At 63.1% G+C, this 14,310-nt stretch carries 13 protein-coding genes and 1 pseudogene; 4 read left to right on the forward strand and 10 right to left on the reverse strand.

Annotation, left to right across the window (positions count from 1 at the left end; translation table 11 throughout):
- Window positions 1-8: 8 nt before the first annotated feature.
- From OH705_RS05640 to hmpA, 8 genes are all read right to left on the reverse strand, one after another.
- Window positions 9-1,001 (reverse strand): isocyanide synthase family protein, encoded by a 993-nt coding sequence (locus OH705_RS05640; RefSeq protein WP_267301321.1) that lies wholly within the window; start codon window positions 999-1,001, stop codon window positions 9-11.
- A 185-nt stretch (window positions 1,002-1,186) separates the two neighbouring features.
- The gene (gene cyoE, locus OH705_RS05645; protein WP_023629877.1) at window positions 1,187-2,074 is read right to left on the reverse strand and encodes a heme o synthase; all 888 of its coding nucleotides are present in this window, start codon (window positions 2,072-2,074) and stop codon (window positions 1,187-1,189) included.
- An 11-nt stretch (window positions 2,075-2,085) separates the two neighbouring features.
- Entirely contained in the window at window positions 2,086-2,418 is a 333-nt protein-coding gene (cyoD, locus tag OH705_RS05650; RefSeq protein ID WP_023629876.1) for a cytochrome o ubiquinol oxidase subunit IV, read from the reverse strand.
- Entirely contained in the window at window positions 2,418-3,041 is a 624-nt protein-coding gene (locus OH705_RS05655; RefSeq protein WP_023629875.1) for a cytochrome o ubiquinol oxidase subunit III, read from the reverse strand. Before OH705_RS05655 ends, cyoD begins: the two co-directional genes overlap by 1 nt.
- Before the next feature lie 3 nt (window positions 3,042-3,044).
- Window positions 3,045-5,066 carry a cytochrome o ubiquinol oxidase subunit I gene (gene cyoB / locus OH705_RS05660; RefSeq protein ID WP_023629874.1) on the reverse strand — a complete coding sequence of 674 codons (2,022 nt, stop codon included), beginning with the start codon at window positions 5,064-5,066 and terminating at the stop codon, window positions 3,045-3,047.
- 3 nt (window positions 5,067-5,069) lie between these two features.
- The gene (gene cyoA, locus OH705_RS05665; protein ID WP_038707394.1) at window positions 5,070-6,014 is read right to left on the reverse strand and encodes a ubiquinol oxidase subunit II; all 945 of its coding nucleotides are present in this window, start codon (window positions 6,012-6,014) and stop codon (window positions 5,070-5,072) included.
- Window positions 6,015-6,573: 559 nt separating this feature from the next.
- A complete protein-coding gene (locus tag OH705_RS05670) occupies window positions 6,574-7,080 on the reverse strand; it encodes a disulfide bond formation protein B (protein WP_023629873.1) in 507 nt (168 codons plus the stop codon).
- 546 nt (window positions 7,081-7,626) lie between these two features.
- Window positions 7,627-8,805 carry an NO-inducible flavohemoprotein gene (gene hmpA, locus OH705_RS05675; protein ID WP_267301324.1) on the reverse strand — a complete coding sequence of 393 codons (1,179 nt, stop codon included), beginning with the start codon at window positions 8,803-8,805 and terminating at the stop codon, window positions 7,627-7,629.
- Window positions 8,806-8,959: 154 nt separating this feature from the next.
- On the opposite strand from hmpA, the gene norR reads away from it, so the two are divergent.
- The 4 genes from norR (at window position 8,960) to OH705_RS05695 (ending at window position 12,651) form a co-directional block, all read left to right on the forward strand.
- Entirely contained in the window at window positions 8,960-10,510 is a 1,551-nt protein-coding gene (gene norR, locus OH705_RS05680) for a nitric oxide reductase transcriptional regulator NorR (RefSeq protein WP_038707393.1), read from the forward strand.
- A 110-nt stretch (window positions 10,511-10,620) separates the two neighbouring features.
- The gene (locus OH705_RS05685) at window positions 10,621-11,520 is read left to right on the forward strand and encodes a chemotaxis protein (RefSeq protein WP_023632441.1); all 900 of its coding nucleotides are present in this window, start codon (window positions 10,621-10,623) and stop codon (window positions 11,518-11,520) included.
- 88 nt (window positions 11,521-11,608) lie between these two features.
- Entirely contained in the window at window positions 11,609-11,920 is a 312-nt protein-coding gene (locus tag OH705_RS05690; protein WP_023632440.1) for a hypothetical protein, read from the forward strand.
- Window positions 11,917-12,651, forward strand: a complete 735-nt coding sequence (locus OH705_RS05695) for a YkgJ family cysteine cluster protein (RefSeq protein WP_023632439.1) — start codon at window positions 11,917-11,919, stop codon at window positions 12,649-12,651. The genes OH705_RS05690 and OH705_RS05695 overlap by 4 nt, the downstream gene beginning before the upstream one ends.
- Before the next feature lie 28 nt (window positions 12,652-12,679).
- Here the strand turns inward: OH705_RS05695 and OH705_RS05700 are convergent, their stop codons facing one another.
- Together OH705_RS05700 and OH705_RS29200 are read right to left on the reverse strand one after the other, a co-directional pair.
- Window positions 12,680-13,717 (reverse strand): methyl-accepting chemotaxis protein, encoded by a 1,038-nt coding sequence (locus OH705_RS05700; RefSeq protein WP_371920591.1) that lies wholly within the window; start codon window positions 13,715-13,717, stop codon window positions 12,680-12,682.
- A gap of 264 nt (window positions 13,718-13,981) precedes the next feature.
- Window positions 13,982-14,263, reverse strand: a pseudogene (locus tag OH705_RS29200) (PAS domain-containing protein); the annotation flags it as partial.
- Between the last annotated feature and the right edge of the window lie 47 nt (window positions 14,264-14,310).

Consider the following 14,310-nt stretch of genomic DNA (forward strand, 5'->3'; position numbering starts at 1 on the left):
CGCCACCCTCACTGCGCGCTGGCGTAGTGGCAAGGCCGGCCACGGCGGAATACCAGCCGGCTGTAACGCTCATCGACATTGCTGCGCCGGTCGAGGGTCACCACGCCACGACGCTTGATCGCCACCGAATGCCAGGGGGTGCGCCACAGGTCGCTGGTCGGCACCAGGCGGATACCGATCTTGCTCGACACCGCCAACTGCGGGTGGATCGACAGGCGCAGGCAATGCGGATAGCGCGCTTGCAGCAACGCACTCCAGGCCTCGCTACGCTGGATCACCCGCTGGGAGGCGGGCTTGGCGGCCTTCTTAACCGCGTTCATGCTCATGCCTTCGAACTCCACCAGTCCGGCGTAGTCCTCGGCGAGGAAACGATGGATGCCGCAGTACATCAACCGCATGTGCTCCTCGTCCTCGAAGCGCTGCTGCAGGACGCGCAGCGACTGGCCATGCTCGATCATCAGCTCTTCGCGCATGGAGTCCAGGCAGCCCAGTTGCGGATAGGCATCCTTGAGGTCGAACAAGGTGAAACGGCCGGGATAGTGCTGGCCGGCATAGCGCTGGATATCGTCGGTGTAGGCCTGGACATGGGCATCGGGCACCCGCACCAGGTCGGCGAAGACATAGCCGTCCGAGCAGATGTGAATGACTGCACCGGGGGCATGGAATGCGCGGATTTCCTCAGCCAGGCGGTTCAGCTCGTCGATGGCATGGTGCTCTGCCAGGTCCGGGAGCGGGCCGAGGGTCTTCTGGCGGTTGGGCGACTTGCCGGGGAAGGCCGGGAGGACCATCTCCACCGGCAGCCCGCGCTCGACGGCCTGCAGCACCTTGGGCAGGTGCGGGGCGAGCACGGCATCATCCAGCGCGTCATCCTGCCCAGTGGCCAGGCTGCGTCGACGAAACAGGCATTCGAGGATGGCCAGCGCGGTAGCGGTGCTGGCAGAGGCATGGCGTTGGCGCAGCGAAGCCGCGCACGCCGAAGGAGCGGAGCTCGATTCGGTCATGGAACAGTCCTTGTCATGTGGATCGATCCGAATGGATCGCGGCCTACCCTGGCCTGCAGGTCGTCCTGACCTGCGGCGCATAACATCCGGCAAAGGGCATGGCGCTGTCAACTGCCCTTCGAATGAATTTTCCGAGGCAAAAAAACGCCCCGGCAAGCCGGGGCGTCTTGTGCAGCTGGGGTGTTTCAGCGTGCGTAGGTCATCAGCACGTCGGCCGCGGTCTGGCTGTCCACGCCCATCATCACGCTCAGGGCAGTGACGGTGAGGATGGAGAAGCCGAATACCTTGCGCGCCCACTTGCTGTCGTCCTCTGCCTTGTAGCCGCCCCAGGCCATGTACAGCCAGTACAGGCCCATGGCGGCCGCCACGGCGAGGTAACCCAGGCCGGCGTAGCCGCCGAGGGTCAGCATCAGGGTGGCGAGGACGAAGGCCAGCACGTACAGCACGATCTGCTTCTTCGCCGCGAGGATACCGCGCGCCACCGGCAGGACCGGGATGTTGGCGGCGCTGTAGTCCTTGAAGCGGAAGATGGCGATGGCGAAGCTGTGCGGCATCTGCCACAGGCTGAACATCACCAGCAGGGTGAACGCGGCCAGGTCGAAGCTGTTGCTCACCGCGCAGTAGCCGATCACCGGAGGCATGGCACCGGACAGGCTGCCGACCAGGGTGCCGTGCACCGATTTGCGCTTGAGCCACAGGCTGTAGAAGCCGACGTAGACCACGAAGCCAACCAGGGCGCAGAACGCCGACAGCGGGTTGGCCTGGACATACAGCAAGCTGAAACCCGCCACCCCGAGCAGGGTGGCGTAGATCAGCGCCAGGGGCAGCGACATGCCGCCCTGGACCATGACGCGGTTCTTGGTGCGCTCCATCTTGTGGTCGATGTCACGGTCGATGCAGTTGTTGAACACGCATCCGGACGCGACCACCAGGGACGTACCGATCACCACCGCCAGGAACAGGGCGAAATCCACATGCCCCTTGGCGGCAAGGAAGAAACCGCCTGCCACGGAAAGCACGTTACCGAAAATGATCCCCGGTTTGGTGATTTGGATAAAGTGCTTCACGGACATGCAGTCTTACCTCACTTGGCCAGCATTTCGAAGTGGATGCTGAACATGATCCACAGCGACAGGCCGACCAGCAGTGCAATTACCAGAACGGTGAACAGGAACGTCGACACGTTGGAGCGCTGCTCTTTCGAGCGGTCCATGTGCAGGAAGTACACGAGGTGCACCACCACCTGGATGACGGCCATGGCCACCACGATCAGGACGGTCAGGTTCTTCGGCAGGCTTGGGTACATCACCAGGCCGAACGGGATCGCGGTCAGGATGATCGACAGTACAAAGCCGATCATGTAGGACTTCACGCTACCGTGATTGCCTTCGTGATGAGTGTCGTGTGCGCTAGCCATTACAGAACCCCCAGCAGGTAGACGACGGTGAACACGCAGATCCAGACCACGTCGAGGAAGTGCCAGAACAGGCTCAGGCAGCTCATGCGGGTCTTGGCGGTCGGCGTGATGCCGTGCTTGTTGATCTGGTACATCATGATTGCCATCCAGATCAGACCGGCAGTCACGTGCAGGCCGTGGGTACCGACCAGCGCGAAGAACGCCGACAGGAAGCCACTGCGCTGCGGGCCGTAGCCTTCGGCGATCAGGTGATGGAACTCATAGATTTCCATCGCGATGAAGCCTGCACCGAACAGGAAGGTCACAGCCAACCAGCCCAGTACACCTGCCTTGTTGCCGGCGAACATCTTCAGCATGGCGAAGCCGAAGGTGATCGAGGACAGCAGCAGAAACGCGGTTTCGACCAGCACGAAGTCGAGCTGGAAGATGTCGTGACCCGACGGGCCGCCGGCGAAACCGCCGGACAGCACCGCGTAGGTGGCGAAGAGCGACGCAAACAGGATGCAGTCGGTCATCAGGTACAGCCAGAAACCGAGTACGGTCATCTGGCCCGAGTCGTGGTGGTGGTCATCGTGCGCATGGTCATGACCATGCGCGCCACCGTGGATTACTTGACTGGACATTGATTACACCCGTTCAAACGATTCGACACGTGCGCCGCCAGCAGGCAGTGCACCAGCGTTGGCCAGCGCTTTCATGCGCTCGCCTTCGATGCGCGCCACTTCTTCGGCCGGCACCATGTAGCCCTGGTCGTCACGCGCGGCGTGGCGAACAAAGACAGCGATGGTCGCAACCAGGCTCGCACCCACCAGCCACCAGATGTGCCAGATGAAGGCGAAGCCGAACACGGTCAGCAACAGACCCATGAACAGACCGGTGGAAGTGTTGCTCGGCATGTGGATCGCTTCGTACTTGGCCGGAGCCTTGTAGGCGGCGCCGGCTTGCTTGGCTTCGTGCCAGGCGTCCAGGCCAACGTGCTCAGGCATGTGGGCGAAGTTGTAGAACGGAGGTGGCGACGAAGTCGACCATTCCAGGGTACGGCCGCCCCATGGGTCGCCGGTGACGTCCATGTTGTCCTTGCGATCGCGAACCGAGACGTAGATCTGGATCAGCTGGCAGGCGATACCGAACAGGATCAGCACGGCGCCGACTACGGCTACGTACAGGTAGGGTTCCCACAGCGGGTTGTCGGAGTGGTTCAGACGACGGGTCATGCCCATGAAGCCCAGGGCGTACAGCGGCATGAACGCTACGTAGAAGCCGGAGATCCAGAACCAGAAGGCAGCCTTGCCCCACTTCTCGTTCAGGGTGAAACCGAAGGCTTTCGGGAACCAGAAGGCGAAGCCGGCGATGTAGCCGAATACCGCGCCACCGATGATCACGTTGTGGAAGTGGGCGATCACGAACAGGCTGTTGTGCAGAACGAAGTCGGCACCTGGAACAGCCAGCAGGACGCCGGTCATGCCACCGATGGAGAAGGTGACCATGAAGCCCAGGGTCCACATGATCGGCGCGGTGAAGCGCAGACGGCCCTGGTAGATGGTGAACAGCCAGTTGAACAGCTTCACACCGGTCGGAATGGAGATCAGCATCGTCGCCAGGCCGAAGAAGGTGTTGACGCTGGCGCCGGCACCCATGGTGAAGAAGTGGTGCAGCCAGACCGCAAAGCCGAGGATGGCGATTGCGCCCGATGCGTAGATCATCGAGTGGTGACCGAACAGGCGCTTGCCTGCGAAGGTCGAGGTGACTTCCGAGAACACGCCGAAGGCCGGCAGGATCAGGATGTAGACCTCAGGGTGACCCCACGCCCAGAACAGGTTGACGTACATCATCGGGTTCCCACCAAGCTCGTTGGTGAAGATGTGGAAGTCCAGATAACGGTCAACAGTCAGCAGCGCGAGTGCGGCGGTCAGGATCGGGAAGGAAGCGACGATCAGTACGTTGGCCCAGGTGCAGGTCCAGGTGAAGATCGGCATGTCCATCAGCTTCATGCCAGGGGCGCGCATCTTCATCACGGTGACGAGGAAGTTCACGCCGGTAAGCGTCGTACCCAGACCTGATAGCTGTAGTGCCCAGATGTAGTAGTCGACACCCACCCCAGGGCTGTACTGGATACCCGCGAGCGGCGGATAGGCAACCCAGCCGGTCTTGGCGAATTCACCAACGCCCAGCGAGATGTTGACCAGCAGCACGCCTGCCAGCAGCAGGTAGAAGCTCAGGGAGTTCAGGAACGGGAAGGCAACGTCACGTGCACCGATCTGCAGAGGAACCGCAAGGTTCATCAGGCCGGTGAAGAACGGCATCGCCATGAAGATGATCATGATCACACCGTGGGCGGTGAAGATCTGGTCATAGTGTTCAGGCGGCAGGTAGCCTTCGGAGCCACCGGTGGCGGCAGCCAGCTGGGTACGCATCATGATGGCGTCGGCGAAGCCGCGCAGCAGCATGACCATCGCGACGATGATGTACATCACGCCGATCTTCTTGTGGTCGACCGTGGTCAGCCACTCGGTCCACAAGTAGGTCCACTTGCGGAAATAGGTGATGGCACCAACGACAGCGATACCACCGAGCGCGATCATGGCAAGCGTCACCATGACTATCGGCTCGTGATACGGTATCGCCTCCAGAGTTAATTTACCGAACATCTCTTACTCCTCTGCACCGGCAGCTGGTTGCATACTCGATTCCACACCCTTGGTAGTGGCCAGGTCTTTGCTGCCTGCTTCTTCGTGGTTCGGACGACCGCGGTTCATGCCTTCGTACTTGTCGACGATGCGCTGGAACTGGTCAGCCTGAGCCTCGCTGTACAGCGCGACTGGGTTGTTTTCGCTTGCTTTGGCCAAGGCGTCATATTCGGCCTGGTCCAGTTTCTTCGGCGAAGCCTTCACCTCGGCGACCCATGCATCGAAGTCGGCCTGGGAGGTGGCAACAGCCTTGAATTTCATACCGGTGAAGCCGGCACCGCTGTAGTTGGCGGAGATACCGTCGAACTCACCGTTCTCGTTGGCGATCAGGTGCAGTTTGGTGGTCATGCCAGCCATGGCGTAGATCTGGCCACCCAGGCCCGGGATGAAGAAGGAGTTCATCACGGCGTCGGAGGTCACGCGGAAGTTGACCGGGGTATTGGCCGGGAAGACGATCTTGTTGACCGTGGCAATGCCCTGTTCCGGGTAGATGAACAGCCATTTCCAGTCCAGCGCGACCACGTCGATCTGCACCGGCTTCACATCGGAATCCAGTGGACGGTACGGGTCCAGCTTGTGGGTGGAGTGGTAGGTGAAGTAACCCAGGGCGATGATGATCAGGATCGGGATGATCCACACCGCGGCCTCGATCTTGGTCGAGTGCGACCAGTCGGGGGTGTAGGTGGCGGCCTTGTTGGACGCACGATACTTCCAGGCGAACGCCAGGGTCATGATGATCACGGGCACGACCACCAGCAGCATCAAGCCGGTGGCGATCAGGATCAGGTTCTTCTGCTCAATGCCGACCTGGCCCTTCGGATCGAGCAGGGTCCAGTTGCACCCACTGAGTAAAAGCATGCCTAAAAAGGGCAATATGCCAAACAGTCTGGGGTAACGCTTTTTACTCATCTCACGACCTCTAGATCAGCTTGCTTCAATGCAATTTGTGTTTGGTAGCCAACACTTCGTCCTGCCAAGTGCGGCAATTGGCGCCCGTACCCGCCCCTGCCAGGGATCCGACTGCTGGATCTTGGCGTCAAGCGGGTTGGCGGTGCTTATGGTTTCGTAGGCAACAGGCCTGTACTTCAGACCAAGTCCATTTGGTGCGGGAAAACGCGGAGGGGTGTCCGCCCGGTATCGCCGTTGGGCGAAACTTGTCGAAGTCAGCAAATGGAAAGCGCTGCGGCTCCCATCAATCCTGCGACTCGCAAGCAGTGCCGAACGGAAATTGGGGGCGATTGTAGATAGGTCGCCCCACGATGACTATGACTTATTGAGCAACAGTCTTTTACAGAATGCGTAACAATACTGGTCAAAAAATCAACTTCGCGACAGTTTGTCGCACCCCGCGCAGTAGCCCTGAAACCCTTGCCGCGCAAGGGCTGGTGGCTGACCTGGATCAATCATCGGGGGCCATTTGCAGCTTATCTCGCCGCGCAATAGACCCAGGTCAATTCGGGACTTTGGTCTAAGCGCGGCGACGGTTTCGGTAGATGCCCAAGGGCACCAGCACCGCCGTCAGCACGAACGCCACCAGCGCCCATTGCGCGAGGGACAGGCCGAGGATCGGTGGGTATGGGGTGGAGCAGAACCCATCGACCTGGAACGCCAGCGGCCAGAGCTTGGCCAGCGGCAGGTCGTCGACGATGGGCTGCAAGGTGTCGATACCGCAGCTGACCATGGGGTTGGCGAGTATATACACATGGTTGCCGGCGGCAACGATGCCACCGATGGCGCTGAGCACCACCAGCGCCTCGAAGAAGGTCAGGCTGCGGCGCCCGGGCATGGCGGCGGCGATGAAGGCGAAGATCGCGATGAACAGCAGGGCATAGCGCTGCAGGATGCACAGCGGGCAAGGTGCCTCGCCCAGCACCACCTGCATGTACAGGGCGCCGCCGATCAGCGCCAGGCAGATCACGCCGAGGAGCACCAGAAAGCGCCGTTCCCGATTCAGGCGCGATGAGAGTTCGTTCATTGCCGATTCCTTCGATGGAGAGTGACAGCGCGGGCTGCCCGAGGGGCGCCCAGTCTACACGCTGAAGATGACCTTTGAATGCATCGAGCGGGGGCGTGCGCGGCTATCCACTGATGACCTAGGACCGAGCGGGTCGGTTTCGGTTCACTGACGCACGTGAAAAATGCGCCAGCCCAGGTGCCGGGCAGGAGCAGGCCCCTCGACACCTGAGAGTGAAGGATACAGTGATTAAAGGAGGATTAAAGATGAAAGCGGGTGTAACCGCGTTTACCTCTTCCTTATATAGAAGACCGGTTAGGCCCAATCGCTGCGGTTCGGCGCTCGGCCAGGCCGACAGCGTCGAATGTCATCGTCCGCTTTGTTCTCGATTACCCACGGCCGGGAGCATCCGTGTGCTGGCGGCCCGACAGAACGCCGAACCGCAGCGATTGGGATGAATTACTCGTAGCCTGTCCCGGCCCCATCGCCGGCAAGCCGGCTCCCACAGGGTTCAGCGATACCTGTGGGAGCCGGCTTGCCGGCGATGGGGCCAGCCAGGCCTATCGCTTACTCCAGCGCCGCAGCCGGGCCGAAGAACTCGTAGCGGCTCTGCCCTTCCGGCACACCCAGGCCCTTGAGCTGACGCTTGATCGCCGCCATGAAGCCCTTGGGCCCGAGGAAGTAGGCGTCGATATCACGCTCACGCGGCAGCCATTCGGCCAGCAGGTCCTGGTCCAGCAGGCCCACTGCGTCGGCAGCCTGGCTGCCATCTTCTTCGGCGTAGCAGTAGAAGCGCTTGAGTTGCGGGTGGCGCGCCGCCAGGCCATCGATCCAGTCGCGGAAGGCATGCACCGCGCCGTTGCGCGCGCAATGGATGAAGTGCACCGGGCGTTCGGTCTCGAGGGCCGCCTCAAGCATGGCCAGGGTCGGGGTGATGCCCACGCCGCCGCTGATCAGCACCAGCGGCTTGGCGCTGGCGACCAGGGTGAAATCACCGGAAGGCGGGAACAGTTGCAGGGTATCGCCGACCATCAAGCCATCATGCAGGTAGTTGGAGACCTTGCCGCCCGCCTCACGCTTGACGCTGATGCGGTACTGCTCACCGTCGCACAGGGCCGACAGCGAATAGTTGCGACGCTGCTCCTGGCCATCGATTTCCAGCTTCAGGCCGATGTACTGGCCCGGCTCGGCCTTGAGCACCGGCTTGCCATCGACCGGAGCGAAGTAGAACGAGACGATCTCGCGGCTTTCCTGCTCGCGGCGCACCAGGCGGAATTCGCGGGTGCCGCGCCAGCCGCCGGCAGCCTCTTCCTTCTGTTTGTACAGGTTCTCCTCGGCGCCGATGAGGATGTCGGCAAGCTGGCCGTAGGCCGCCGCCCAGGCAGCGATCACCTCGGCGGTAGCGATCTCCTTGCCCAGCACTTCCTCGATGGCGCGCAGCAGGCAGCTGCCGACGATCGGGTAGTGTTCAGGGAGAATCTGCAAGGCGACGTGCTTGTTGATGATCTGGCCTACCAGGCCGCCCAGCTGCTCGAGCTGGTCGATATGCCGGGCGTACATCAGTACGCCGTTGGCCAGGGCACGCGGCTGATCGCCGCTGGCCTGGTGGGCCTGGTTGAACAGCGGGCGTACCTCGGGGTACTCGCTGAGCATCAGCTTGTAGAAGTGAGTGGTCAGGGCCTCGCCACCACTTTCCAGCAGGGGCACGGTGGCTTTGATGATTGCACGTTGTTCGGCATTGAGCATTACGACAACTCCTGAGCCTGTGGCTTCGAATGGTTGCGTAGACCATTTCAGCAATCGTGCCAACTTTGATCGTCAGTAAAACCGGGGGTTTTCATTGATCGATGTCAAAAGGACACACTCAGGCGTATAGTCACTCCGACCAACAGGAGTCCATATGACTGCAAAGCCCCTGCTCACCGCCCTCCTCCCCCTGGTGAGCGACTTGTCCCGCGACCTCCCCGACCAGGAACGCTACCGTCGGCTGCTGCAGGCCATGCGCGGTCTGCTGCCGTGCGATGCCGCGGCGCTGCTGCGCCTGGATGGCGAGTGGCTGGTGCCGCTGGCGGTGGATGGCTTGTCAGCGGACACCCTGGGTCGACGCTTCCGAGTCAGCGAGCACCCGCGCTTCCAGGCCCTGCTCAGCCGCCCCGAGCCCACCCGCTTCCCTAGCGACAGCCCGCTGCCCGACCCTTACGACGGCCTGGTCGACGCCGCCCATGTGGATCTCGAGGTGCACGACTGCATGGGTTGCCCGCTGATGGTCGACGAACGCCCGTGGGGCCTGCTGACCCTCGACGCGCTCACCGCCGGCCAGTTCCAGAGCCTCGAGCTCGACGCCCTGCAAGCCTTCGCCAGCCTGGCCGCCGCCACGGTAACCGTGGCCGAGCGCATCGAGCACCTGGCCCTGCGCGCCGAGGATGAACACCAGCGCGCCGAGGTATATCGCCAGGCCAGCGGCCAGGACCGCGAACTGATCGGCCAGAGCAAGGCGCACAAGCGCCTGGTCGAGGAGATCCGCCTGGTCGGTGGCAGCGACCTGACCGTGCTTATCACTGGCGAGACCGGCGTCGGCAAGGAACTGGTGGCCCAGGCCCTGCACCATGCCAGCCAGCGTGCCGGCAAGCCGATGATCAGCCTCAACTGCGCCGCCCTGCCCGACACCTTGGTGGAGAGCGAACTGTTCGGCCATGTGCGCGGCGCCTTTACCGGCGCCCATGGTGAACGCCGCGGCAAGTTCGAGCTGGCCAACGGCGGCACATTGTTCCTCGACGAGGTCGGCGAGCTGCCGTTGGCGGTGCAGGCCAAGTTGCTGCGGGTGTTGCAGAGCGGGCAGTTGCAACGCCTGGGTTCGGACCGCGACCATCAGGTCGATGTACGCCTGATCGCCGCGACCAACCGCGACCTGGCCGAAGAGGTGCGCAATGGCAACTTCCGCGCCGACTTCTACCACCGGCTGAGCGTCTACCCGCTGCAAGTTCCGCCCCTGCGCGAGCGAGGCCGCGACGTGCTGTTGCTGGCTGGCTTTTTCCTCGAACAGAACCGCGCGCGCCTGGGGCTGGGGAGCCTGCGGCTGTCCACCGACGCCCAGGCCGCCCTGCTGGCGTACGGCTGGCCGGGCAACGTCCGCGAACTGGAACACCTGATCGGTCGCTCGGCGCTCAAGGCATTGGGGCAGCAAGGACGGCGGCCGAAGATCCTCACCCTGGAAGCGGCTGACCTCGATCTGCGCAACGTGGCGCCGAGCATACTGGCAGAAACCGAGGCACCGTCGGCTGACGCGCCGCTGCCCGAGGGGGGGCTGCGCGAGGCGGTGGATGATTATCAACGGCAGATCGTCGAAGCGTGCCTGGATCGTCACCAGGACAACTGGGCAGCCGCAGCCCGGGAGCTGGGGCTGGATCGGGCCAACCTGAGCCGGTTGGCCAAACGCTTGGGGCTGCGCTGATGGGGCTGCGAAGCAGCCTCATACAGAGCGAATAGCAAACTAAGCTAAAGCCTGGCGCCAGAAAGCCGATAACCCGGCATCCTCCCCCTCATTCATAGCGAAGGTTGTCCATGGCCACGCAAAAAGCCCGCGCGGACTCACTGTCCCTGCTGCTGTTCACCCTGCGCAGCGGCAAGCTGATGGCTATCAACCTGCTCAAGGTCAGCGAGATCATCCCCTGCCCGCCGTTGACCAAGCTGCCGGAGTCCCACCCGCACGTCAAAGGCGTCGCCACCCTGCGCGGCAACTCGTTGTCGGTGATCGACCTGTCACGCGCCATCGGCGAAATGCCCCTGGCCGACCCCGACGGCGGCTGCCTGATCGTCACCGAGATCAGCCGCTCGCGCCAGGGCCTGCACGTGCAAGCGGTGAGTCGTATCGTCCATTGCCTGAGCACCGACATCAAACCGCCGCCCTACGGCTCGGGCAATCGCTCGTTCATTACCGGCGTCACTCGGGTCGACAACACCCTGGTGCAGGTGCTGGATATCGAGAAGGTCATCCACGGCATCGCCCCGCCGCCCCACGAACCGCACCCGGGGGAAGTCAGCGAAGAAGATGCAAGCCTGCTGGCCGCCGCCAACATCCTGGTGGTAGACGACAGCCAGGTTGCGTTGCAGCAGTCGGTGCACACCCTGCGCAACCTTGGCATCGAGTGCCATACCGCGCGCAGCGCCAAGGATGCGATCAATGTGCTGCTGGAGCTGCAAGGCACCGAAAGGGAGATCAACATCATCGTCTCGGACATCGAGATGTCCGAGATGGATGGTTTCGCCTTCACCCGCACCCTGCGCGAAACCCCGGACTTCCAGCACTTGTACATCCTGCTGCACACCTCGCTGGACAGCGCGATGAGCGGTGACAAGGCCAAGCTGGCCGGGGCCAATGCCATTCTCACCAAGTTCTCCTCGCCGGAGCTGACCAACTGCCTGGTGACGGCGGCGCGGGCGGTGGTGTTCGAGGAGCACTGACACATCAAGTCAGGACTTTCCTGACTTGATGAAGGAAAACGTTCGGGCATAATTCGCGCCCTTCGCAGGTTCATTGCCGGTGTCGCGTATGAAATTACTCAATTCGTTCCTGATTCTCTGCGCCTTCGCCAGCGGCGCAGTACACGCTTCGAGCAACCAAGCCTGGAGCGACCAACGCCAGCACATGCTCAAAGCCTGTCTGGCCGCCAGCCAGTTCAAGGACGCCCACGCCCTGGGCAAACCCGCCGAGTTCGACGACCAGATCGGTTACAGCGCGCTGCTGATCGAGGGCATCTACCCCCAGAAGCACATGCAGAACCGCACCGGTACCGAGCTGTGCCTCTACGACCGCCAACGCCAGCAAGCCTTTACCACGGAATGGGAAGCCGGCAAACGATGAGCGACAGTATTCGCTTCGCCTGCACCGGCTGCGGCAAATGCTGCACGGGCCATCATGTGCCGCTGACGCTTGCCGAGGCCCACCAGTGGGCGATCTCTGGTGGTCAGGTGGTAGTGCTGATCGAAGGTTTTCTCGCCGATGGCCCCGGCATGCCGGCAGACCAGCGCGAGCATGTGCTGCGCCGTTCGCACCCGGTGCCATGCGGTGACGCGCAGTTGCAGGTATCGGTGACCTTCGCCGCGTTCAATCCAGGGCGCTGCCGCAACCTCGATGACAACGACCTGTGCGGTATCTATGAAAGCCGTCCGCTGGTCTGTCGCATCTACCCGGCGGAGATCAACCCGCACCTGCCGCTGCGCCCGGAAAACAAGGACTGCCCGCCCGAGGCCTGGACGCAAGGGCCGGAACTGATTCACGGCAACCTGCCGGTGGATGAGGCGCTGCGTGCCCTGATCGAAGCCTCACGCCAGGCCGACCGCGATGATATCGCGGCCAAGGTGGCGATCTGTCAGGCGCTGGGGATGACCACCAGTGCGCTGAAGGGCAATGGGTTTACCGCGTGGCTGCCGGACATGGCGGCGTTTGCCTCGGTGCTGGAGCAGGCGCCACAGGCGGTCGATGGACCGTGGGTGGTGCATGTGCAGGACGAGACACTTGCGGCCGATCTGCAGGGTCATCGCCTACAGGTGACGGGCGAAGCGCCGGTCTACTATGCGTTCATCGGTTTCTAGATAGATCCGGCACAGACAACTCAGTCAATCACTGACAGCGCCGCCAGAACTCATCCGCCAGCCGCCGCAGGTCCTTGGCCAGGTCCGCCACGTCACTGGCGCTGCTGTGGCTGCGCTGCCCGACGCTGACCGTCGCCTCGCTGGCCTGGCGGATGCTGGTGATGTTGCGGTTGATGTTCTCGCTGACCTGGCTCTGCTGCTCCACCGCCGCGGCGATCTGCAGGCTCATCTCATTGATCTGGTTGACCCGCACGCTGATGCTGTCCAGCGCGTCGCTGGCCAGTTGCGCCTGCTCGACGCTGTGCCCGGCATGGGCACTGCTCTGCTGCATCACCTGCACCGCCGCGCGGGCACCGTCCTGCAGGGCACCGATCATGCGCTGGATATCGTGGGTCGACTGCGCGGTGCGCTGGGCCAGGCCACGCACCTCGTCGGCGACCACCGCGAACCCCCGCCCCTGGTCGCCTGCGCGCGCCGCCTCGATGGCGGCGTTGAGCGCCAGCAGGTTGGTCTGCTCGGCGATGCCACGGATCACGTCGAGCACCCCGGAAATCTCGCTGCTGTGGTTCTCCAGTTGCTGGATCACCTCGCTGGCTTCCACCAGCGAGCCGGCCAGGTCCTGGATCGCGCAGCGGTTGCGATCGACCAGCTGGTGGCCTGACTGGGTCTCGTCCTCGGCCTGGTCGGCCGCCATCGCCGCCATCTGCGCGCTGCTGGCGACCTGGGCGACACTGGCGCTCATCTGGTGGATCGCCGTGGCCACCTGGTCGGCTTCGCTCTGCTGCTCGAGGCTGTTGGCGTGACTGCTGTGCAAGGCCTCGACCAGCGAGCCCGAGTGCCCGGCCAGGCGCGAGGAGGTGTCGCCGATACGCCCGACCACCGCCCCCAGCTGCGCCTTGAGCATGCGCATGGCGAACTCGATCTGCCCCAGGCCGTCACGCCGGCCGGTGTACAGGTGCTGGCTGAGCGGATTGTCGGCGATCGTCTGGGCCTGCCGACGTAGCCGCTCGTATGGGCGCAGCAGCACCAGGATCGCCAAGCTGCTCAAGCCCCCAGCCGCCACCATCTCCACCAGCGATTCCAGCAGCGGTGCCCCCAGCCACCATTGACCCGCGCCTATCACCAGCGCCAGTACCACACCGACCGCCAGCGACAAGCGTGTGCCCAACTGCAGTACCGGCAAGCGCTCGCGCCAGCCACGCCGGCCTTCGCGCAACCTTGCATAGCACCGCTCGGCCGCCGCGACCTGCTCGACCCCAGGCTTGGTCCGCACCGACTGGTACTCCAGCACCTGCCCGCCGCTGCTGATCGGCGAGACGAAAGCACTCACCCAGTAGTGGTCACCGTTCTTGCAACGGTTCTTCACCAGCCCCATCCACGAGCGACCGGCCTTGAGCGCCTGCCACATCTGGGCGAAGGCCTGGGGCGGCATGTCGGGGTGGCGGACGATGTGGTGGGGATTGCCCAGCAGCTCCTCGCGCGAGAACCCGCTGACCCGCAGGAAATCGTCGTTGGCATAGGTGATGCGGCTGTCCAGATCGGTGGTGGACAGGATATTGGCGTCGCCGGGGTAATCCACTTCGCGACCGGTAACAGGCATATTGCACTTCATCGGAGGCTCTCGTTGTTGTACGTGAAATCGGCAGGGCGTACGACTCT

Origin of the sequence: Pseudomonas sp. BJa3 (genome assembly GCF_026343815.1) — a bacterium.
Lineage (GTDB): Bacteria > Pseudomonadota > Gammaproteobacteria > Pseudomonadales > Pseudomonadaceae > Aquipseudomonas > Aquipseudomonas soli.

What these genes read in the sequence shown, in the direction of transcription:
- cyoA (WP_038707394.1), bottom strand. Translation starts at nt 6,014, where the DNA reads ATGAGTAAAAAGCGTTACCCCAGACTGTTTGGCATATTGCCCTTTTTA.
- hmpA (WP_267301324.1), bottom strand. Translation starts at nt 8,805, where the DNA reads ATGCTCAATGCCGAACAACGTGCAATCATCAAAGCCACCGTGCCCCTG.
- OH705_RS05700 (WP_371920591.1), bottom strand. Translation starts at nt 13,717, where the DNA reads ATGGTGGCGGCTGGGGGCTTGAGCAGCTTGGCGATCCTGGTGCTGCTG.
- cyoD (WP_023629876.1), bottom strand. Translation starts at nt 2,418, where the DNA reads ATGGCTAGCGCACACGACACTCATCACGAAGGCAATCACGGTAGCGTG.
- OH705_RS05640 (WP_267301321.1), bottom strand. Translation starts at nt 1,001, where the DNA reads ATGACCGAATCGAGCTCCGCTCCTTCGGCGTGCGCGGCTTCGCTGCGC.
- OH705_RS05655 (WP_023629875.1), bottom strand. Translation starts at nt 3,041, where the DNA reads ATGTCCAGTCAAGTAATCCACGGTGGCGCGCATGGTCATGACCATGCG.
- cyoE (WP_023629877.1), bottom strand. Translation starts at nt 2,074, where the DNA reads ATGTCCGTGAAGCACTTTATCCAAATCACCAAACCGGGGATCATTTTC.
- cyoB (WP_023629874.1), bottom strand. Translation starts at nt 5,066, where the DNA reads ATGTTCGGTAAATTAACTCTGGAGGCGATACCGTATCACGAGCCGATA.
- OH705_RS05685 (WP_023632441.1), top strand. Translation starts at nt 10,621, where the DNA reads ATGGCCACGCAAAAAGCCCGCGCGGACTCACTGTCCCTGCTGCTGTTC.
- OH705_RS05690 (WP_023632440.1), top strand. Translation starts at nt 11,609, where the DNA reads ATGAAATTACTCAATTCGTTCCTGATTCTCTGCGCCTTCGCCAGCGGC.
- OH705_RS05670 (WP_023629873.1), bottom strand. Translation starts at nt 7,080, where the DNA reads ATGAACGAACTCTCATCGCGCCTGAATCGGGAACGGCGCTTTCTGGTG.
- OH705_RS05695 (WP_023632439.1), top strand. Translation starts at nt 11,917, where the DNA reads ATGAGCGACAGTATTCGCTTCGCCTGCACCGGCTGCGGCAAATGCTGC.
- norR (WP_038707393.1), top strand. Translation starts at nt 8,960, where the DNA reads ATGACTGCAAAGCCCCTGCTCACCGCCCTCCTCCCCCTGGTGAGCGAC.